This is a genomic window from Streptomyces sp. NPDC003247 (assembly GCF_042888135.1).
Lineage (GTDB): Bacteria > Actinomycetota > Actinomycetes > Streptomycetales > Streptomycetaceae > Streptomyces.
In genome coordinates this window covers 205,271-225,922 of sequence record NZ_JBIAPF010000001.1, presented here as the reverse complement: position 1 = coordinate 225,922, position 20,652 = coordinate 205,271, and the positions used below count along the sequence as shown (strand labels likewise).

General features: G+C 73.2%; 19 protein-coding genes. 13 read left to right on the top strand and 6 right to left on the bottom strand.

Going from position 1 to position 20,652, the window contains the following annotated elements:
* Positions 1-57: 57 nt before the first annotated feature.
* Positions 58-1,296, bottom strand: coding sequence for a glycosyltransferase 87 family protein (locus ACFYWQ_RS00965; protein WP_389511628.1), 1,239 nt, complete (start codon positions 1,294-1,296; stop codon positions 58-60).
* A gap of 133 nt (positions 1,297-1,429) precedes the next feature.
* Between ACFYWQ_RS00965 and ACFYWQ_RS00960 the strand changes: the two genes are divergently transcribed.
* Positions 1,430-2,572: a glycosyltransferase family 4 protein gene (locus tag ACFYWQ_RS00960; RefSeq protein ID WP_389511627.1), complete on the top strand. Its 1,143-nt coding sequence runs from the start codon at positions 1,430-1,432 to the stop codon at positions 2,570-2,572.
* A gap of 243 nt (positions 2,573-2,815) precedes the next feature.
* On the opposite strand, the gene ACFYWQ_RS00955 is transcribed toward ACFYWQ_RS00960, so the two are convergent.
* Positions 2,816-4,612 (bottom strand): AMP-dependent synthetase/ligase, encoded by a 1,797-nt coding sequence (locus ACFYWQ_RS00955; RefSeq protein WP_389511626.1) that lies wholly within the window; start codon positions 4,610-4,612, stop codon positions 2,816-2,818.
* 311 nt (positions 4,613-4,923) lie between these two features.
* Here ACFYWQ_RS00955 and ACFYWQ_RS00950 point away from each other — a divergent pair, with 311 nt between their 5' ends.
* The 6 genes from ACFYWQ_RS00950 to ACFYWQ_RS00925 all read left to right on the top strand — a co-directional run bounded on the left by ACFYWQ_RS00950 (position 4,924) and on the right by ACFYWQ_RS00925 (position 10,268).
* A complete protein-coding gene (locus ACFYWQ_RS00950) occupies positions 4,924-5,721 on the top strand; it encodes a metallophosphoesterase (protein WP_389511625.1) in 798 nt (265 codons plus the stop codon).
* A gap of 140 nt (positions 5,722-5,861) precedes the next feature.
* Positions 5,862-6,299: an SRPBCC family protein gene (locus ACFYWQ_RS00945; protein ID WP_389511624.1), complete on the top strand. Its 438-nt coding sequence runs from the start codon at positions 5,862-5,864 to the stop codon at positions 6,297-6,299.
* 194 nt (positions 6,300-6,493) lie between these two features.
* Positions 6,494-7,657, top strand: coding sequence for an ArsA family ATPase (locus ACFYWQ_RS00940; RefSeq protein WP_389511623.1), 1,164 nt, complete (start codon positions 6,494-6,496; stop codon positions 7,655-7,657).
* 57 nt (positions 7,658-7,714) lie between these two features.
* Entirely contained in the window at positions 7,715-8,221 is a 507-nt protein-coding gene (locus tag ACFYWQ_RS00935) for a DUF5304 domain-containing protein (RefSeq protein ID WP_389511622.1), read from the top strand.
* A 138-nt stretch (positions 8,222-8,359) separates the two neighbouring features.
* Positions 8,360-9,313, top strand: a complete 954-nt coding sequence (locus tag ACFYWQ_RS00930; protein WP_389511621.1) for an ROK family glucokinase — start codon at positions 8,360-8,362, stop codon at positions 9,311-9,313.
* Positions 9,314-9,515: 202 nt separating this feature from the next.
* Complete coding sequence (locus ACFYWQ_RS00925) at positions 9,516-10,268, top strand: endonuclease/exonuclease/phosphatase family protein (RefSeq protein ID WP_389511620.1); 753 nt, start codon at positions 9,516-9,518, stop codon at positions 10,266-10,268.
* Between the two features lie 64 nt (positions 10,269-10,332).
* On the opposite strand, the gene ACFYWQ_RS00920 is transcribed toward ACFYWQ_RS00925, so the two are convergent.
* Together ACFYWQ_RS00920 and ACFYWQ_RS00915 are read right to left on the bottom strand one after the other, a co-directional pair.
* Complete coding sequence (locus ACFYWQ_RS00920; protein WP_389511619.1) at positions 10,333-11,109, bottom strand: hypothetical protein; 777 nt, start codon at positions 11,107-11,109, stop codon at positions 10,333-10,335.
* Positions 11,102-11,881, bottom strand: a complete 780-nt coding sequence (locus ACFYWQ_RS00915) for an alpha/beta hydrolase (protein ID WP_389511618.1) — start codon at positions 11,879-11,881, stop codon at positions 11,102-11,104. Before ACFYWQ_RS00915 ends, ACFYWQ_RS00920 begins: the two co-directional genes overlap by 8 nt.
* 177 nt (positions 11,882-12,058) lie before the next feature.
* On the opposite strand from ACFYWQ_RS00915, the gene ACFYWQ_RS00910 reads away from it, so the two are divergent.
* From ACFYWQ_RS00910 to ACFYWQ_RS00890, 5 genes are all read left to right on the top strand, one after another.
* On the top strand, positions 12,059-12,850 hold the full coding sequence (locus tag ACFYWQ_RS00910; RefSeq protein WP_389511617.1) for a lysophospholipid acyltransferase family protein: 792 nt from the start codon (positions 12,059-12,061) through the stop codon (positions 12,848-12,850).
* 31 nt (positions 12,851-12,881) lie between these two features.
* The gene (macS, locus tag ACFYWQ_RS00905; RefSeq protein ID WP_389511616.1) at positions 12,882-14,120 is read left to right on the top strand and encodes a MacS family sensor histidine kinase; all 1,239 of its coding nucleotides are present in this window, start codon (positions 12,882-12,884) and stop codon (positions 14,118-14,120) included.
* Positions 14,117-14,815 (top strand): response regulator, encoded by a 699-nt coding sequence (locus ACFYWQ_RS00900; protein ID WP_389511615.1) that lies wholly within the window; start codon positions 14,117-14,119, stop codon positions 14,813-14,815. Before macS ends, ACFYWQ_RS00900 begins: the two co-directional genes overlap by 4 nt.
* 129 nt (positions 14,816-14,944) lie before the next feature.
* Entirely contained in the window at positions 14,945-15,973 is a 1,029-nt protein-coding gene (locus ACFYWQ_RS00895) for a 6-phosphofructokinase (RefSeq protein WP_389511614.1), read from the top strand.
* Positions 15,974-16,043: 70 nt separating this feature from the next.
* The gene (locus ACFYWQ_RS00890; RefSeq protein ID WP_389511613.1) at positions 16,044-17,039 is read left to right on the top strand and encodes a 2-hydroxyacid dehydrogenase; all 996 of its coding nucleotides are present in this window, start codon (positions 16,044-16,046) and stop codon (positions 17,037-17,039) included.
* Here ACFYWQ_RS00890 and ACFYWQ_RS00885 read toward each other — a convergent pair.
* A complete protein-coding gene (locus ACFYWQ_RS00885; RefSeq protein WP_389511612.1) occupies positions 16,991-18,871 on the bottom strand; it encodes an anthranilate synthase family protein in 1,881 nt (626 codons plus the stop codon). The two genes, ACFYWQ_RS00890 and ACFYWQ_RS00885, sit on opposite strands and share 49 nt — an antisense overlap.
* A 98-nt stretch (positions 18,872-18,969) precedes the next feature.
* A complete protein-coding gene (locus ACFYWQ_RS00880; protein ID WP_078912442.1) occupies positions 18,970-19,026 on the bottom strand; it encodes a trp operon leader peptide in 57 nt (18 codons plus the stop codon).
* A gap of 107 nt (positions 19,027-19,133) precedes the next feature.
* On the opposite strand from ACFYWQ_RS00880, the gene ACFYWQ_RS00875 reads away from it, so the two are divergent.
* Entirely contained in the window at positions 19,134-20,486 is a 1,353-nt protein-coding gene (locus tag ACFYWQ_RS00875; protein WP_389511611.1) for a class II 3-deoxy-7-phosphoheptulonate synthase, read from the top strand.
* Positions 20,487-20,652 lie beyond the last annotated feature (166 nt).

Here is a 20,652-nt window from a genome sequence, read left to right as displayed (position 1 = left end):
GGTCGGTGCGGTGCCGGGGCGGTGGCGGGTGAACCGGCCGTCGCGCTGGGTGGGGCGTCAGGAGGAGACCGGGGTGCCGTCGGTGCGGGCGGTGGGGGCGGGGAGGGGGGCCGGGGCGTCGGGGCGGGGCACGGTGGAGCGCCACAGCCGTACGGCGGCGGTGACCGCGGCCGCCACCAGGAGGCCGTTGCGCAGGAACAGGAGGGTGACGCCGAGGGCGTCGCTCGCGACGACGTGCGCGAACCAGAGGGGGAACTCCAGGACCGTCACCGGCGTCGCGGCCAGCACCAGCGCGGCCGGCAGCCCCATGCGGGTGGCCCGGAAGCACAGGCAGACGGCCGCCAGGCCGACCAGCCACACCATGTACTGGGGGCTGATCACGCGGCTGGTGACGGTGAACAGCAGGACGGCGGTGAGGGCGGCGTCCGCGAGCGTGTGCGGCGCGAACCGCCGGGCCCGCAGCCGCCACACCAGCAGCCAGCCGAAGGCCAGCGCGGCGAGCCCCAGGGCCGCGTCGCTCACCGTGTCCACCCATGGCCCGAGGAACTCCACCGAGCCGTAGTGGAGCAGCACCTGGCCCTGCCAGCCCGCCTGCCGGGCCAGGTGGAAGACGAGCGCGCCCAGCGACTCCACCTCGGTGCCCCGGTCCCGCTGGAACGTCAGGAAGGCGAAGGCGCCCGGCATCACCGCCGCGAACAGACCGGCCAGGGCGGCCGCGGTCACCGCCGCCGCGGCCCACGCCCGCCGCCGCACCGCACCGACGAGCAGCAGCGCCGGCCACACCTTCAGCAGCGCGCCGAAGCCGGCCAGCGCGCCCATCGCCCGCGGGTGGCGGGCCCCGGCGACCAGCGCGGCCACCGCGACCGCGGTCACCATCACGTCGTAGCGGGAGTAGACCGTCGGGCCGAGCAGCGGCAGGCCCACCACCCACACCCACACCCCGCGCGCCGACCGGCCGGGACGCAGGCCCGTGTGCAGCAGCAGGGTGAGGACGGCCAGGTCGGCGAGGAAGGCCAGCACGAAGAAGGCCGACGCGTAGTCCAGGAACGGCAGCAGGGCGGGCGACAGGATCGCCAGGGCGGCGGCCGGCGGGTACTGCCAGGTGACGTCGCCCTGCGGGAACGTTCCGCCGCTCAGGACGTCGTACCAGCCCCGGTAGATGACCGACACGTCGCTGGTGACGTCGGGGCCGGGGAAGACGACCACCTTGAACACCCAGAGCAGCAGGACGAACCGGGTCACGCCCCAGACGGTCAGCAACCCGGTCGGGTTCGTCGGGGGGCGTCTGTCGTCCATGAACTCCACTTCCGTCCCTGTTCGTCCTCATGGTCAGGTTATGTCGGCGACATGATCTCCCGCCCGGCTGTGCGCGGGCCGTGAAACCCGGCCGGGCGCAGCTGTGAACACGGGTTGGATAAGGTCGGCGGCGATGCACAAGACCCTGATCGTGACGAACGACTTCCCGCCCCGCCCCGGCGGCATCCAGGCGTTCCTGCACAACATGGCGCTGCGCCTCGACCCCGAGCGGCTCGTCGTCTACGCCTCCACCTGGAAGCGCGGCCGGGAGGGGGCCGAGGCGACGGCGGCCTTCGACGCCGAGCAGCCCTTCACCGTCGTCCGCGACCGTACGACGATGCTGCTGCCCACGCCGGGGGCGACCCGGCGGGCGGTCGGGCTGCTGCGCGAACACGGGTGCACGGCGGTGTGGTTCGGAGCGGCGGCGCCTCTCGGGCTGATGGCGCCCGCACTGCGCACGGCCGGCGCCGAACGGCTGGTGGCCACCACGCACGGGCACGAGGCGGGGTGGGCGCAACTGCCCGCCTCCCGGCAGCTGCTGGGCCGGATCGGCGAGTCCACCGACACGATCACCTACCTCGGCGAGTACACGCGGGCGCGGATCGCGACCGCGCTGAGCGCCGGGGCGGCCGGGCGGATGGTGCACCTGCCGCCCGGCGTCGACGAGAAGACCTTCCACCCGGACTCCGGCGGGGACGAGGTGCGCTCCCGGCTCGGCCTCACCGACCGGCCGGTGGTGGTGTGCGTCTCGCGGCTGGTGCCGCGCAAGGGCCAGGACACGCTGATCCGGGCCATGCCGCACATCCTGGCCGCCGAACCGGACGCCGTCCTGCTGATCGTCGGCGGTGGGCCGTACGAGAAGGACCTGCGCCGGCTGGCGCACGAGACGGGCGTGGCCGGCTCCGTGCGGTTCACCGGGGCCGTGCCCTGGTCGGAGCTGCCCGCGCACTACGGCGCCGGTGACGTCTTCGCCATGCCGTGCCGCACCCGCCGGGGCGGGCTCGACGTCGAGGGCCTCGGGATCGTCTACCTTGAGGCCTCCGCGACCGGGCTGCCCGTCGTGGCCGGCGACTCCGGCGGCGCCCCCGACGCCGTGCTGGACGGCGAGACCGGCTGGGTGGTGCGGGGCGGCTCACCGCAGGAGACCGCCGAACGGATCGTCGTCCTCCTCGGCGACGCCGAGCTGCGCCGCCGGATGGGGGAGCGGGGGCGGCAGTGGGTGGAGGAGCGCTGGCGCTGGGACCTGCTGGCGGAGAGGCTCGAGGAACTGCTGTAGGGCGCGGCGCGGCGCGGCCCGCCGGGCGCGGGGAACCGCGCGACTGCATCCGGTGGGCGGGGGACGCCCGGTACCTGGTGGGCGGAGGACGCCCGGCGTCCGGTGGGCCGGGGGCACCCGGCATTCGGTGCGCGGAGGGCGCCCGGTACCCGGTGGGCGACCCGAACGGACGAGGGCGCGGGCCCCGTCCCGAGGCCCGCGCCACCCGTCCACCCGTTTCCTGACTCCTCGTCAGAAGCCTTGTTACTTGGCGTAGATGGCCTCGATCTCGGCCGCGTAGTCCTTCGCCACGACGTTGCGCTTGAGCTTGAGCGACGGGGTGAGGTGCCCCGAGTCCTCGGTGAACTGGGCGGCGAGGACGCGGAACTTGCGCACCGACTCCGCCTTCGACACCGCCGCGTTGCCGTCGTCGATCGCCGTCTGGACCGCCGCGAGCAGATCGGGGTCCTCGCGCAGCGACGCCGCGGTGGAACCGGCCGGCTTGCCGTGCTCGGAGGCCCAACGGCCCAGGAACTCCTCGTCGATGGTGACCAGTGCGCCCACGAACGGCCGCCCGTCGCCCACCACCATGCACTCCGCGACCAGGGCGTGCGACCGGATGCGGTCCTCGATCACGGCCGGGGCGACGTTCTTGCCGCCCGCGGTGACGATGATCTCCTTCTTGCGGCCGGTGATGCTCAGGTAGCCGTCCTCGTCGAGGGTGCCGATGTCACCGGTGTGGAACCAGCCGTCGGCCAGCGCCTCGGCGGTCGCGCCGGGGTTGTTCCAGTACTCCTTGAACAGGTGTTCGCCGTGCAGCAGCACCTCGCCGTCGTCGGCGATGCGCACGACCGAGCCCGGCAGCGGCTGGCCGACCGTGCCGATCTTCTGCCGGTCCCACGGGTTGAAGGCGGTCGCCGCGCAGGACTCCGTCAGGCCGTAGCCCTCCAGGACGGTGAAGCCGATGCCGCGGAAGAAGTGGCCCAGGCGCTCGCCCAGCGGGGCGCCGCCGGAGATCGCGTACTCGCCGCGGCCGCCGAGGACCGCGCGCAGCTTGCTGTAGACGAGCACGTCGAAGACCTTGTGCTTGATCCGCAGCCCGATGGACGGGCCCGACGGGGTGTCCCGCGCCCTGCTGTACGCGATCGCGGTGTCCGCCGCCTTGTCGAAGATCGCGCCCTTGCCGTCCGCCTGCGCCTTGGCGCGCGCCCCGTTGTAGACCTTCTCGAAGACGCGCGGCACGCCGAGGATCAGCGTCGGCCGGAAGGACGCCAGTTCGTCGGTGAGGTTCTTGATGTCCGGGACCGTGCCCAGCTTGATCGGCGCCATCATCGGCGCGATCTGCACCAGCCGGCCGAAGACGTGCGCGAGGGGCAGGAAGAGCAGCACGCTGCACTCCCCGGTGCGGAACAGCGGACGCAGCCGCTCCACCACGTTGCCGCACTCGGCGAAGAAGCTGCGGTGGGTGAGGACACAGCCCTTGGGCCGGCCGGTCGTGCCGGAGGTGTAGACGATGGTGGCCGGGTCGTCGGCCTTGGCGAGCGAGCTGCGCTCCTCGACCGCCTCGTCGGAGACGTCCTGGCCGAGCCGCCCGAGCTCCGCCACGCCCCCGCCCTCGATCTGCCAGACGTGTTTCAGCGCGGGCAGGGCGTCGCGCACCGACTCGACGGCCGCGGCGTGGGTGTCCAGCTCGACGAGGCAGGCGGTGGCGCCCGAGTCGGAGAGGATCCACCGCACCTGCTCCGGCGAGCTGGTCTCGTACACCGGCACGGTGACGGCGCCCGCGCACCAGATCGCGAAGTCCAGCAGCGTCCACTCGTACCGGGTGCGCGACATCAGGCCGACGCGGTCGCCCGGCTGCACACCGGAGGCGATGAGGCCCTTGGCGGCGGCGTGCACCTCGGCCAGGAAGGCGGTGGCGGTGACGTCCTGCCAGGCGCCGCCCGCCTTGCGCGCGATGACGGCGACGTCAGGGTGCTGCGCGGCGTTTCTGCGGACGATGTCGGTCAGGTTGCCGTCCGCAGGGACCTCGTACAAAGCCGGAAGGCTGAACTCGCGCAAGACTGCTGCTCCTCTTAGGGCGCCGGCGCCACGACGTTGTGCGATGCGACGGTGCGGTCCAAGGCTCGGGCGAGTGCTCGGGGGTCGCCAAGGGCTGCGGGCCACTGGTTGAATTCCTGAGCACGACTGGACTGCCCGGACGTTACCCGCCGGTATGGCTTCTTCGACAGGGGGTCCCGGCGAGATGTTCGCTGCGTCACACAGATTGCTTTTTCTCGCGCACAGTAGTTCATCCACTTACTGACTGGCCAGTAACCGCAGGTCCGGCTGTCACTGTTCACGTTTGCCCCACACGCCTACCCTTGATCGCCATGGCATCCACACCCTCCGGAAACCACAGGACGCGTGTTCATGTGGTCAGCGACGTCCACGGCAACGCGCGCGACCTGGCCCGGGCGGGCGACGGCGCGGACGCCCTGATCTGCCTCGGTGACCTCGTCCTCTTCCTCGACTACGCCGACCACTCGCGCGGCATCTTCCCCGACCTCTTCGGCGTGGAGAACGCCGACCGGATCGTCGCGCTGCGCACGGCCCGCCGCTTCGAGGAGGCCCGGGAACTGGGGGCGCGGCTGTGGGCCGGGGTCGGCGACGACCGGGCGGCGGTCATCGAACGGGCGGTGCGGGGACAGTACGCCGAGATGTTCGCGGCGTTCCCGACCCCGACGTACGCCACCTACGGCAACGTCGACATGCCGCCGCTCTGGCCGGAGTACGCCGGACCGGGGACGACCGTGCTGGACGGGGAGCGGGTGGAGATCGGCGGCCGGGTCTTCGGCTTCGTGGGCGGCGGCCTGCGCACGCCGATGCGCACGCCGTACGAGATCGACGACGAGGAGTACGCGGCGAAGATCGAGGCCGTGGGCGAGGTGGACGTGCTCTGCACGCACATCCCGCCCGAGGTGCCGGAACTCGTCTACGACACCGTCGCGCGCCGTTTCGAACGGGGCAGCCGGGCGCTGCTGGACGCGATCCGCCGCACCCGCCCCCGGTACTCGCTCTTCGGCCACGTCCACCAGCCGCTGGTGCGGCGGATGCGCATCGGGGCGACCGAATGCGTGAACGTGGGGCACTTCGCGGGGACCGGGAAGCCCTGGGCGCTGGAGTGGTGAGGCCGGTGCCCGGCGGGCGCGCGCCACGGGGTGAAGGCGGCAGGTCGGGTGCGCGGTAGCCTTCACGCTGCACACACGTGCGCACGCCGGCGCACGGGTGACCTCTCCCTACCGGCCCGCATCTGTGAGGAGCCACGGCGATGGCGGAACACACCAGCTCGAGCATCACGATCGATGCGGCACCGACCGAGGTCATGGCCGTCATCGCCGACTTCGCCCGCTACCCGGACTGGACCGGCGAGGTGAAGGAGGCGGAGGTCCTCGGCACCGACAGCGCCGGCCGCGCCGAGCAGGTACGGCTGGTCATGGACGCGGGCGCGATCAAGGACGACCAGACGCTGGCGTACACCTGGAGCGGTGAGCACGAGGTGTCCTGGACGCTGGTGAAGTCCCAGATGCTGCGGTCGCTGGACGGCTCGTACCTCCTCGCACCGGCGGGCGGCGGCACCGAGGTCACCTACCGGCTGACGGTGGACGTCAAGATCCCCATGCTCGGCATGATCAAGCGCAAGGCCGAGAAGGTCATCATCGACCGCGCGCTGGCGGGACTGAAGAAGCGGGTCGAGTCGGGCCGGTAGCACCGATTCCGGCGCGGACGCGGGCGTCGCCGGTCTGCCGTCCCTGCGCCGGCTCGGGGCCGACCCGGGTATGCCGCCCCTGCGCCGGCGCGGGCGTCGCCGGGGCCGACGCCCCCGTGCCGGTGCCGCACCGGTGCGGCCGGCGCCCACCGGTGGGCGGGCCGCCACCTCGGTGTCCGTTACCGTTCACCCTCATGCGCACCCTCCTGATCACCGGCCCCGGCGGCAGTGGCCGTACGACCGTTGCCGCGGCGACCGCACTCGGGGCGGCCGGTGCCGGCGTCAAGACGCTCGTGCTCAGCGCCGACCGCGCCGACACCCTGGGGGCCGCGCTCGGCGTGCCGACCGGGGCCGCCCCGGCACGGGTCACGCCCGCCCTCACCGCCTGGCGCCCCGACGCCGCCGCCGGCTTCCGCGACGACCTCACCGGGTTCCAGGACCGCGCCTCCACCGTCCTCGACCTGCTCGGCGCCTCCCGGCTGGACCCGGAGGAGGTCACCCCGCTGCCCGGCGCGGAGGAGCTGACCCTGCTGCGCGCGCTGCGGGACGCCGCCCTCTCCGAGTCCCACGACCTCCTCGTCGTCGACCTGCCGCCCACCCCGCAGGCCCTCGCCCTCCTCGCCCTCCCCGAGGAACTCCGCCGTTACCTGCGCCGCCTCCTCCCTCCCGAACGGCAGGCCGCCCGCGCCCTGCGCCCCGTCCTCGGACGCCTCGCCGGCGTCCCCATGCCCGCCGAGTGGCTGTACGAGACGACCGCCCGCTGGGACCTGGAGCTGGCCGCCGTGCAGGCCGTCCTCGCCGACCGGCGCACCGCCGTACGCCTGGTCGCCGAGCCGGGACCGGCCGGTGACGACGCCGTGCGCGACGCCCGCCTCGGCCTCGCCCTGCGCGCCCTGCCCGTCGAGTCCCTCGTCGCCAACCGCGTCCTGCCGGAGAGGGCCGACGACGCCGGCCCCCTCGCCGGGCTCGTGGCCCAGCAGCGGAAGTTCCTGGGGGAGTGGGACGACGCCCGGACCGTCGCCCACCTCGGCCGCGACCCCCGCGGCGGCGACGACCTCGCCGCGCTCTCCGTCCCCGGCGTCGACCCGGCGCCCTCCCCGGTCGAGTGGCCGGTGTCCGACCGGCTGGCCGACGACGGCGTGCTCGTGTGGCACATCCCCCTGCCCGGCGTCATACGCGACGACCTCGACCTCGTCCGGCGCGGCGACGAACTCGTCGTCACCGCCGGTCCGTTCCGCCGGATCGTCGCGCTGCCCTCCGCCCTGCGCCGCTGTACCGTCGACGGAGCCGGCCTGCGCGAGGGCGAACTGCGCGTCCGGTTCGCACCGGATCCCGCGCTGTGGCCGCGGACCCGGTGAACGCCGTACCGCCGTTCGGGTACCGTCGGAGAGACGAACCGTAGTCAGGAGTCCGTCATGAGCGAAGAGCTCCCCCCGCCCGACGCCGGTCAGCACGAGGCCGTCGCCGAGGGGCCGCGCGCCACCGACGCCGACGCCTGGTCCACCGCCTGCGCCGAGGACCTCGCGGCGGAGAAGGCCCGCCGCCAGGACCGCGACGGCCCGCCTCCCGGCTCCGCCGCCGAGGAACTGCGCAAGTTCGTCGACAGCGTCGCCGACAAGCTCGCCGGCCTCCCCTCCTCCCCCCTGCTCGGCGCGGTCGCCGGACCCGCCGCCCAGCAGGTGGTGCGTCAGGTCGTCCAGCAGGCCAAGGCCGCCGTCGAACCCGTCCTGGAGCGCAACCCGGACGTCTTCGACCACCTCGCCAAGGCCGGCGGCGAACTGCTCGCCGCCTACCGCTCCGCCGTCCAGCACCAGGAGACGCGCTGGACGGCCCGCGCCCACGACCCGGCCCAGGACCCGCGCGGGCGTCCCGAGGGCGACGACGGCACCGGCGGCCCCGGGCAGCGCATCGACCTGGACTGACCCACCCTCCTCGCCCACCCCTGTCGCCCACCCCGTCGCCGTCGGCCCGGCGCGTCCGCCGGGCGGACGGCCGGACCCCGACGGCAGGGCCTCGGGTACGGTTGGCCGTAGCGGGGCTCGACCGAAACTGAGGGATTCATGGGACTCACCATCGGCGTCGACATCGGCGGCACGAAGATCGCGGCCGGCGTGGTCGACGAGGAAGGCAACATCCTCTCGACCTTCAAGGTGCCCACCCCCACCACGCCCGAGGCCATCGTGGACGCCATCGCCTCGGCGGTGGAGGGGGCGCGCGCCGGGCACGACATCGTCGGCGTGGGCATCGGCGCCGCCGGATACGTCAACCGGCAGCGCTCGACGGTCTACTTCGCGCCGAACATCGACTGGCGCAACGAGCCGCTCAAGGAGAAGGTCGAGGCCCGCGTGGGCCTCCCGGTCGTCGTGGAGAACGACGCCAACGCCGCCGCCTGGGGCGAGTACAAGTTCGGCGCCGGCAAGGGCCACCGCAACGTCATCTGCATCACGCTCGGCACCGGACTCGGCGGCGGCATCATCATCGGCAACAAGCTGCGCCGCGGACACTTCGGCGTGGCCGCCGAGTTCGGCCACATCCGCATGGTGCCGGACGGCCTGCTGTGCGGCTGCGGCTCGCAGGGCTGCTGGGAGCAGTACGCCTCCGGCCGCGCCCTCGTGCGGTACGCCAAGCAGCGTGCCAACGCCACCCCCGAGCGCGCCGAGGTGCTCCTGGGCCTCGGTGACGGCACCCCCGAGGGCATCGAGGGCAAGCACATCTCCATGGCCGCCCGCCAGGGCGACCCGGTCGCGGTCGACTCCTACCGCGAGCTCGCCCGCTGGGCCGGCGCCGGCCTCGCCGACCTCGCCTCCCTCTTCGACCCGTCCGCCTTCATCGTCGGCGGCGGTCTCTCCGACGAGGGCGACCTGGTGCTCGACCCGATCCGCACGTCCTACAAGCGCTGGCTGGTCGGGGGCAACTGGCGCCCGGTCGCCGACGTGATCGCCGCCCAGCTCGGCAACAAGGCGGGCCTGGTGGGCGCGGCCGACCTGGCCCGCGAACCCGACCCGATCATGTGACGGACACCGTCCGAGGCACCGGCGGCCCCGCACCCCGTGAAGGGGGGCGGGGCCGCCCGCCTTCACGGCCCGCCTTCACGGCGAGGCACGGGCGGGCCCTGCCGGGGCGGCCGCCGCCGAGCGGGACCCGAGGCAGCCAAGAGGGGCCCGGGGAACGGCGGACAGCCGCCCTCCCCGCCCGCTCACGACCTATCGTGACGGTATGGTGACGCCCCCGCTCGACAGCTCCCGCACCGAAGCCGACGGCTCCGCCGTCCTCCGCGTCCTCAGCTACAACATCCGCTCGATGCGCGACGACACCGCCGCCCTCGCCCGCGTGATCGCCGCCTGCGCCCCCGACCTGGTCCTCGTCCAGGAAGCCCCCCGCTTCTTCCGCTGGCGCAAGAAGCTCGCCCGGCTGGCGGCCGCCTCCGGGCTGGTGATCCTCACCGGCGGTGGCACGGCCGCCGGACCGGCCGTCCTGTGCTCACTGCGGGCCACCGTCGAGCGCACCGAGGACGTGCTCCTGCCCCTCACCCCCGGACAGCACCGGCGCGGTCTCGCCACCGCCGTCGTCCGCTTCGCGGGCGTCCGGCTGGGGGTCCTCAGCTGTCATCTCGGTCTGCACCGCGGCGAGCGGTACGACCAGGCCGGGATGGTGCTCGACCGGCTCGCCGGGATGGGCGTGGAACACGCCGTCGCGGGCGGCGACCTCAACGAGGGGCCGGGCGGCCGCGCCTTCGCCCGCCTCACCGCCGGCCTCCAGGACTGCCGGGCCGTAGCCCCCTGGGGCGGCGACCTCACCTTTCCGTCCACCGGCCCCGACCGCCGTATCGACGCGGTCCTCGCGACCAAGGGGGTGGAGGTGCTGGGCTGCGGAGTCCCCGTCGGACACCCCGGGGTCACGGGCACCGACCTGAGGGCGGCCACGGACCACCTCCCGGTGCTGGCCGCCCTCCGAGTGCCGGGCGTCTAGTTTCAGTGCCGGGCGTCTAGTTTCCAGGTCGTCGTCCCGGCACGACGGGCGGCCGGGGTCGGGATCAGACCACCGCTCCGCTTCCCGGATCGCCGTCGTCCTCGTCGTCCGTCCGCATCCGGGCCACCAGCGTGGCGAAGCCGCCGAGGAAGCCGCCGATGCCGACCGTCGCCAGCCACCAGGTCATCTCCCAGCCGAGCAGCACCGACAGCAGGAGCAGGACAGGGCCGCCGACCACCCCGAGCCAGGCGAATCTGGCGGTCGTGTCGGCGGCGGGCAGCGGCGGCGGCTCGGGCGGGACGAAGTGACCCTCGTCGTCCTCGTCGAGGTCGGCCTCGGACGGCTTGCCGGGCGTGTAGTCGCGCGGGCCGACGCCGGGCGCGAAGGAGACCGAACCGCCCAGCGGCTTCACGGGCTCGGCCTCGTCCCCGGACCCCGGCTCGGAACCGGCGCCGGAGTCGGCGCCCGGACCGGTTCCGGAACCGGCGCCCGAGTCGGCGCCCGGACCGGAGCCGGAAGCCGGGCCGTCGGCGCTCCCGGTGCCGGTGCTGCTGCCGCTGCCGACGACGGCGGGACCGGAGCCGTCGTCGTTCGGCTCCGCTTCCAGCAGTGCCAGGTCCTCGACCGACTTGAACGGCTTGGCGCCCGGCGGATCCGCGGGCTCCTCGCCGTACCCCGCGACGATCGCCGCCCACGCGGCCTCCTCGTCGAAGGGCACGCTCTGCTCCTCCGGCTCGCGGCCGCGGCCGCCCGCGCGATCGTCGCGGTGCCCGCGGCCGTCGCGGTCCTCGCGCCTCTCGCGGTCCTCACGGTCCTCGCGGTCGGAGTCGTGCTCAGCCACCTGCCGTCGTCCCTTCCTTGCCGACACTGGGTGCGAGCCGGCCGATGAACGCGAGGCTCTCCTCGAAGATCCGGTCCGCGTCGTGGTCCAACGTCGCCACGTGGTAGCTCTGTTCCAGCAGCACCTCGGTCACGTCCGTCGACGACACCCGGCTGAGGATCCGGGCCGGGTCGGCGGCCGGCACGACATGGTCGCGCGCGCTGCGCAGGAGCAGCAGTGGCTGGGTGACCTGCGGCAGCTCCTTGTCGACCAGCCGCAGGAAGACCCGCAGGGAGTGCGCCGCGTGCAGCGGCACCCGGTCGTAGCCGATCTCCTCGACGCCCTCCTTCGCGATGTCGCTCGTGATCCCCTTCACGGTCCGCACCAGGTGGCGGGCGACGGGGAGGGCGTACGCGGACAGGCCGTGCACCTTGTTCGCCGGGTTGACGAGGACGACCCCGGCGACGTCGTCGCCGTGCTGTGCGGCGAGCCGCAGGGCCAGCGCGCCGCCCATCGACAGGCCGGCCACGAACACCTTGGCGCAGCGGCCGCGCAGGACGCGCAGCTCGCGGTCCAGCTCCGCGTACCAGTCCTGCCAGCCGGTGACCGCCATGTCCTCCCAGCGGGTGCCGTGCCCCGGCAGCAGGGGCACGGCGACGGTCGGACCGTGCCCGGCGAGGTGCTGCGCCCAGGGGCGCAGCGACTGCGGGGAACCGGTGAAGCCGTGGCAGAGGAGGACTCCGACCTCTCCGCCTTCATGGCGGTACGGCTCGGCTCCAGCAAGGACCGGCACCTTCGGTCTCCCGTCTCGTCAGGTGGTCGGGTGGTCGGGTGGTCTGCATGGCAGGGGCGTGTGCTTCACCGTACGCGACCGCACGGACACCGACCAGGGTCGTCGGGACCATTGACGCCGCGCCGGGTTAAGGTCTGATCGACACACACAGGAGGCAGTCGGTTGTTGTACGGCGCGATGAAGGTTTCCATCGGGGGGCCACTGAAGATGATCTTCAGGCCCTGGGTGGAAGGCCTGGAGAACGTTCCCGCCGAGGGCCCCGCGATCCTGGCGAGCAACCACCTGTCCTTCTCGGACTCGTTCTTCCTGCCCGCGGTCCTCGACCGCAAGGTCACGTTCATCGCCAAGGCCGAGTACTTCACCACGCCCGGTGTGAAGGGCCGGCTGACGGCGGCCTTCTTCAAGGGCGTCGGCCAGCTCCCGGTGGACCGCTCCGGTGCGCGCGGCGCGGGCGAGGCGGCGATCAGGAGCGGCATAGAGGTCCTGGAGAGCGGTGAGCTGTTCGGGATCTACCCGGAGGGCACCCGCTCGCCCGACGGCCGCCTCTACCGGGGCAAGCCCGGCGGCCTCGCGCGCGTGGCGCTGGCCACGGGCGCGCCGGTGATCCCCGTCGCCATGATCGACACCGAGAAGATCCAGCCGCCCGGCCAGGTGATGCCGAAGGTGATGCGGCCCGGCATCCGCATCGGCAGGCCGCTGGACTTCAGCCGCTACCACGGCATGGACCACGACCGCTTCGTGCTCCGCGCACTGACCGACGAGGTCATGTACGAGATCATGAAGCTCTCCGGCCAGGAGTACGTCGACATGTACGCGACCGCCGCCAAGCGGCAGATCGCGGAGGCGGCGAAGGCCGAGAAGGAGGCCGGGAAGGCCGGCCGGGAGGCAGACAAGGCCGCGAAGGCGGCGCTCGCCCAGGCGGAGAAGGACCAGGCGGACAAGGAGAAGTCCGAGAGAACCGAGTCCTAGACGGGCAGTCCGGGACAGGGGGGTGGGGGACGTGCCGAAGCGCGAAAGAGTCATGAGGATGTCGGTCGAGCTGCCGCTGTGGCGTGCGCTCACCGCCTACCGGGTCCTGACCATGCTGTACGCGGTCGGGCTCTTCGCCACCGCCTACGACCGGTTCGTCCGCCCCGGCCTCGCCATCGGCTACTACGTCGTCCTGTGCGGCTGGACCCTCGCCACCCTGCCCCGCGTGCAGAACGCGGCCGCCTGCACCAAGCGGTTCCTCGCCGTCGACCTCACCGTCGCGCTCACCGGCATCCTGCTGACCCCGCTCGCCGACGCCCACCAGCGGATCGTCGAGGGCGGCCCGACCCTGCCGTCGATATGGACCGCCGGCTCGGTCCTCGCGTTCGCCGTCAAGGGCGGCTGGCGCTGGGCCGCGTTCGCCTCCACCGCCGTCGCCGTCGCCAACCTCCTGGAGCGCGGCGCCCCCGCCCGCGACACCGTCCACAACGTGATCCTCGTCTGGGTCGCCGCCATCGCCATCGGCTACGTCGTCGAGGTGGCCCGCGCCTCCGAGCGCACCCTCGCCCGCGCCCTGGAGATCGAGGCCGCGACCCGGGAACGGGAGCGGCTCGCCCGCGACATCCACGACAGCGTCCTCCAGGTGCTGGCCATGGTGCAGCGGCGGGGCGCGGTCATCGGCGGCGAGGCGGCCGAACTGGGCAGGATGGCCGGCGAGCAGGAGGTCGCGCTGCGCACCCTGGTCTCCGGCGGGCTCGTGCCCCCGTCCCGGGTGTCGGAGGACGGGGCCGAGGGGGCCGTCGTCCGCACGGTGGAGGTCCCCCCGGCCGGCGGGGACGGCGACGGGCCCGTGGACCTGCGCGCGCTGCTCGCGCCCTTCGCCGCCGCCCGGGTCAGCCTCGCCGAGCCCGGCGCCCCGGTGCCGCTGCCGCCCGCCGCCGCCCGCGAACTGGCCGCGGCCGTCGGGGCCGCGCTGGACAACGTGCGCCGGCACGCGGGGGAGGGCGCCCGGGCCTGGATCCTGGTCGAGGACGAGCCCGACGCGGTGATCGTCACCGTACGGGACGACGGGCCGGGCATTCCGGAGGGGCGGCTCGCGCAGGCCGAGGGCGAGGGACGGCTCGGGGTCGCCCAGTCGATCCGGGGCCGGCTGCGGGACCTCGGCGGCAGCGCCGAGCTGGTCTCGACACCGGGACAGGGCACGGAGGTCGAACTGACCGTGCCCAAGAAGGACATGACGGACGCACGGGGGAAGGCGGGCACACGATGAGCGCGGAACAGGGCGGCGGCGCGGGAGCGCGGGGCCCGATCAAGGTCATGGTGGTCGACGACCACCCCATGTGGCGCGACGCCGTCGCCCGGGACCTCGCCGAGTCCGGGTTCGAGGTGGTCGCCACCGCCGGCGACGGCGAGCAGGCCGTGCGCCGCGCCCGCGCCACCACGCCCGACGTGCTCGTGCTGGACCTGAACCTGCCGGTGAAACCGGGTGTACAGGTCTGCAAGGAGGTCGTCGGCGCGAACCCCGCCCTGCGCGTCCTCGTCCTCTCCGCGAGCGGCGAGCACGCCGACGTGCTGGAGGCGGTGAAGTCCGGCGCCACCGGCTACCTGCTGAAGTCGGCGTCCACGGAGGACCTGCTGGACGCGGTGCGCCGTACGGCCGTCGGCGACCCGGTGTTCACCCCCGGCCTCGCCGGCCTGGTCCTCGGCGAGTACCGCCGCCTCGCCTCCGAGCCCGCCCCCGCCACCGGCGCCGACGAGCCGAACGCGCCCCGGCTGACCGACCGCGAGACGGAGGTGCTGCGCCTGGTCGCCAAGGGACTGAGCTACAAGCAGATCGCCGAACGCCTCGTCATCTCCCACCGCACGGTGCAGAACCACGTGCAGAACACCCTCGGCAAGCTCCAGCTGCACAACCGCGTCGAACTGGTCCGGTACGCGATAGAGCGCGGCCTCGACGACGAGTGACCCCCGACGGCACCACCCGTCAACGCCCCGGCCGTTCACCGGAATTGTGCCGACCCAGGCATATCGGTGTGAGCTGGATCACTATTACCGTGACTCCTCGTCGGGCCACCGCGGCGAAGGGACACGTCCATGCGCGTCGGAGTACTGACCGGAGGCGGCGACTGCCCCGGCCTCAACGCCGTCATCAGAGCCGTCGTCCGCAAGGGGGTGCAGGAGTACGGCCATGAGTTCGTCGGCTACCGGGACGGCTGGCGGGGCCCCCTCGACGGCACCTCGGTCCGCCTCGACATCCCCGCCGTACGCGGCATCCTGCCCCGCGGCGGCACCGTCCTCGGCTCCTCGCGGACCAACCCGCTGAAGACCGAGGACGGCGTCCGCCGCATCAAGGACACCCTCGCCGGGCACGGGGTCGACGCCCTGATCACCATCGGCGGCGAGGACACCCTCGGCGTCGCCGCCCGCCTCTCCGACGAGCACGGAGTGCCCTGCGTCGGCGTGCCGAAGACGATCGACAACGACCTGTCCGCCACCGACTACACCTTCGGCTTCGACACGGCGGTCTCCATCGCCACGGAGGCCATCGACCGCCTGCACACCACCGCCGAGTCCCATATGCGGGTGCTGGTGGTGGAGGTGATGGGCCGTCACGCGGGCTGGATCGCCCTGCACTCGGGCCTGGCCGGCGGCGCCAACGTCATCCTCGTCCCCGAGCAGCCCTTCGACGTTGAGCAGGTCTGCGCCTGGGTCACCTCCCGTTTCCGGTCCTCGTACGCGCCGATCGTGGTCGTCGCCGAGGGGGCGGTGCCCAGGGACGGCGACGCCGTGCTGAAGGACGCCTCCCTCGACTCCTTCGGGCACGTCCGCCTCTCCGGCGTGGGCGAGTGGCTCGCCCAGGAGATCGAGAAGCGGACCGGCAAGGAGGCCCGCACGACGGTGCTGGGCCACGTCCAGCGCGGCGGGACGCCGAGCGCGTTCGACCGCTGGCTCGCCACCCGCTTCGGCCTGCACGCCGTCGACGCCGTCCACGAGCGCGACTTCGGCACGATGGTGGCCCTGCGCGGCACGGACATCGTCCGCGTGCCGCTCGCGGAGGCGACGGCCCGGCTGAAGACGGTGGACCCGAAGCTGTACGCCGAGGTGGGGGTGTTCTTCGGCTGAAGCCCCGGGCGCGGGTCCTATATTCGGCCCGTCAGCCGGCGGAACGCAGGCCTACGGAACGGGAGCGGCCATGGAGATCCTCGCCTTCGGCGTCCAGGCGGACGAGAAGCCCCTCATCGAGCAGGCCTTCGTCGCCCCCCACGAGGTCCGCTGCCTGGACGTGTTCCTCACCGAGGACACCGCCCCCATCGCGGCCGGCCACGAGGTGATCTCCACCAGCGTCAACGCCGACCTCGGCGGGCCCGTCCTGGAGGCCCTCGCGGCCGGCGGCACCCGGATGATCGCCCAGCGCTCCACCGGCTTCAACAACATCGACCTCGACGTCGCCGAACGGCTCGGCATGACCGTCGCCCGCGTCTCGTCCTACTCGCCGTACTCCGTCGCCGAGTTCGCGTGGACCCTGGCCCTCGCGGTCAACCGCCGGGTCGTCCGGGCCTCCACCCGCACCCGCGACTTCGACTTCCGCCTCGACGGCCTGATGGGCCGCGACCTGCACGGCCGCACGGCCGGCGTGCTCGGCACGGGCAAGATCGGCGAGGCCTTCACCCGGATCGCCCACGGCTTCGGCATGCGCCTGCTGGGCTGGGACGTCGCCGAGAACCCCGCCTGCATGGAACTCGGCATGCGGTACGTCACCAAGGAGCGGCTCCTCGCCGAGTCCGACGTGGTCAGCCTGCACGTCCCCCTGATGGCGGAGACCTGGCACCTCATCGACGCCGCCGCCCTGAGGACCATGAAGGCCGACGCCATCCTGGTCAACTCCAGCCGCGGCGGGCTGATCGACACCGCGGCCCTCGTCGCGGAGCTGCGCGAGGGCCGCTTCACCGGCGTCGGCCTGGACGTCTACGAGGCGGAGGCGGGCCTGTTCTTCCTCGACAAGTCCCTGGAGGCCATCTCGGACGACACCCTGGCCCGCCTGGTCACCTTCCCGAACGTCCTGGTCACCTCCCACCAGGCGTACTACACCGCGGACGCCGTCGGCGAGATCGTCGACGCCACGGTGCGCAACGTCGTGGACTACAGCGCGGGCCGCCGCTCGGAGAACGTGCTGGTGCCGCGGAACTGACCCACCAGCTCCCGGACGACGGCCGCCCCGTTCAGCGTGAGCACCGACTCCGGATGGAACTGCACACCGGCGAAGCCCGGCCCGCGCAGGGCGTGCACCTCGCCGTTCGCGGCCCGGCTCACCTCCACCCGGTGCGCCGCCAGCTCCGCCAGGGCGTCGTCGTCGCACCGCGCCACGAAGCTGTTGTAGAAGCCGACCGTCTCCGGCCGCCCGAACAGGTCGATCTCCGTCTGCGCCCCCTGGTACGGCACCTCCTTGCGGACGATGTCCAGCCCCAGCTCCGCCGCGATCAGCTCGTGCCCCAGGCAGACGCCGAGCACGCCGTGCCGGTGCTCCCGGACCACCCGCGCGGTCAGGTCCCGCAGGAAGGCCATCTTGGGGTCGCCCAGGTCGGACGGGTCACCGGGACCGGGGCCCAGGACGAGCGGCCCCCCGTGCGCGAGCACCGCCTCCCGCAGTCCCGGCTCGTCGTACCGCCGTACCGACACCTCCAGCCCGCCCGACCGCAGCACGTGCGCCAGCATCGCGGTGAAGGTGTCCTCGGCGTCGACCACGAGGGCGTGCCCGTCCAGCTCCCGGGACCGTTCCTGCATCCGCAGCCAGAACGGCGCCAGCGCGCCCCGCCGCCCGTCCAGCGCGGCCCGCACCCGCGGGTCGTCGGCGAGCCGGGGCCGTGCGGCCTCCGTGCGCGGCCGCCCCGGCCGCACCCCCAGCGCGGCCAGCACCCCCGCCGCCTTGGCGTGCGTCTCGGCGACCTCGCCCGCCGGGTCCGAGCCGCGCACCAGCGTGGCCCCGACCGGTACCCGCAGCCGTCCGGCCGCGTCGATGTCGGCGGTGCGGATGAGGATGGGCGAGTCCAGGGTCTGGGCGCCGCCCGAGTCCCTGCCGATCAGCGCCAGCGCCCCCGCGTAGTAGCCGCGCCCGCCGGTCTCGTACCGCTCGATCACCCGGCAGGCGTTCTGCACGGGCGAGCCGGTGACGGTCGCCGCGAACATGGTCTCGCGCAGCACGTCCCGCACGTCCAGCGAGGACTTCCCGCGCAGCTCGTACTCGGTGTGCGCGAGGTGCGCCATCTCCTTCAGCCGCGGCCCGACCACCACCCCGCCCATGTCGCCGACCGTGCACATCATCTTGAGCTCCTCGTCGACGACCATCGACAGCTCCTCGATCTCCTTGCCGTCGGCGAGGAACCGCAGCAGGTGGTCGGGGGTCGGGCCCCCGTCCGGGTAGCGGTACGTCCCGCTGATCGGGTTCATCACCACCGTCCCGCCGGACATGCGCACGTGCACCTCGGGGCTGGCGCCGACCAGGGTGCGGTCCCCGGTGTGCACCACGAACGTCCAGTACGCGCCCCGCTCGCCCTCCAGCAGCCGCCGGAACAGCGCGAGCGCGTTCGCCCGGGAGAAGCCGGCGACCTCCCCCTCGTACGTCCGCCGGATGACGAAGTTCGCCCCCTCGCCCCGCCCGATCTCGTCCCGCAGCACCCGGCCGACGATCTCCGCGTACTCCTCGTCGCCGACGTCGAAGCCGCCGCCCGCGACCCGGACCTCGTGCGCGGGGAGCTGTGCCAGGGCCTCGGCGAGCGGGATCCCGTACCGCTCCTCGGGGACCAGGACGGTGAGCGGGGTGCCGTCGTCGCGGACGTCGAAGCCGCGCTCGCGGAGCTGCCGGAAGGGGACCAGGGCGAGGCCCTCGTCGGGCAGGTCGGCGAGGCGGTCGTGGTCGGCGACCGGGCCGATGAGCAGGTCGACGGTGTGCTCGTCGTGGCCCGGCGTACGGCGGCGCAGCAGGGCGAACGGGCGGGGATCGTCCAGCAGGTCGAGCAGGTGCATGGGTTCCGTGTCCTTCTCGCTGGGAGGAACGGCCCGTGCCCGGAAAGCACCGAAGGCCGCCCCTCGGGCGGCCTTCGCGAAGTCGTGCGTACGCGCAGTCAGTGGGCCGCCGGATGAGCGGTCCACCACCAGTTCTGGGTCGAAAGCGCGAACATGCGACGCACCCTACCCCACCCGCCCCGCGCCCACAGGTGAGCGGTAGCCCGTCTCACCTGTCGAGCCGGGCTAAAACGACTGGACACGACCCCGTAATGTTGAGGACGTGACCGTGAACGCTAAGACCAGCGCGAGCGCTGGCAACACCTGGCGAAACCTGCCCGCGGCGCAGCAGCCCGAGTACCCCGACGCCGAGGCTCTGCGCGCAGTGATCGCGGACCTCGAGTCGTATCCGCCGCTCGTCTTCGCGGGCGAGTGCGACCAGCTGCGCGCCCGGATGGCGGCCGTCGCCAAGGGCGAGGCGTTCCTCCTCCAGGGCGGCGACTGCGCCGAGGCCTTCGACGCGGTGTCCGCCGACCACATCCGCAACAAGCTCAAGACGCTGCTCCAGATGGGCGCCGTGCTCACGTACGCCGCGTCCGTGCCGGTGGTGAAGGTCGGCCGGATCGCCGGCCAGTACTCCAAGCCGCGCTCCAAGCCGACCGAGACCCGCGACGGCGTGACCCTGCCGACCTACCGGGGCGACTCCGTCAACGGCTTCGACTTCACCGAAGCGGCCCGCGTCCCGGACCCCGAGCGGCTGAAGCGGATGTACCACACGTCGGCGTCCACGCTGAACCTGGTGCGCGCCTTCACCACCGGCGGCTACGCCGACCTGCGCCAGGTCCACGCCTGGAACCAGGACTTCGTGAAGTCGTCCCCCTCCGGCCAGCGCTACGAGCAGCTCGCCCGCGAGATCGACAACGCGCTGAACTTCATGCACGCCTGCGGGGCGGACCCGGAGGAGTTCAAGACGGTCGAGTTCTACTCCTCGCACGAGGCGCTGCTGCTCGACTACGAGTCGGCGCTCACCCGCGTCGACTCCCGCACGGGACAGCTGTACGACGTCTCCGCGCACATGGTGTGGATCGGTGAGCGCACGCGCCAGCTGGACCACGCGCACATCGAGTTCGCCTCGAAGATCCGCAACCCCATCGGGATCAAGCTGGGGCCGACGACGACGGCCGAGGAGGCGCTCCAGTACGTCGAGCGCCTCGACCCGGACCGCGAGCCGGGCCGGCTGACCTTCATCGTGCGCATGGGCGCCGACAAGGTCCGCGACAAGCTGCCCGAGCTGGTGGAGAAGGTCACGGCGTCGGGCGCGACCGTGGCCTGGGTGACCGACCCGATGCACGGCAACACCTTCGAGGCGGCCTCCGGGCACAAGACGCGTCGCTTCGACGACGTGCTGGACGAGGTCAAGGGCTTCTTCGAGGTCCACAAGGCCCTCGGCACCCACCCGGGCGGTATCCACGTCGAGCTGACCGGTGACGACGTCACCGAGTGCGTGGGCGGCGGCGACGAGATCTTCGTCGACGACCTGCACCAGCGCTACGAGACGGCGTGCGACCCGCGGCTCAACCGCAGCCAGTCGCTCGACCTGGCGTTCCTCGTCGCGGAGATGTACAGGGACCAGTAGCGGTTCGCCTGTTGCAGGAGCGTGCACTGGGGCGCGGATCACATACGATCCGCGCCCCACGGCACTTTTACGCCACCTGTGGTCCGGGTAAGGTTAGGTTAGCCTCACCGATCAACGGGTTCCAGCCATGTCGGTTCGGCGCTACTCATGTTCCCGGCGGGAGGTG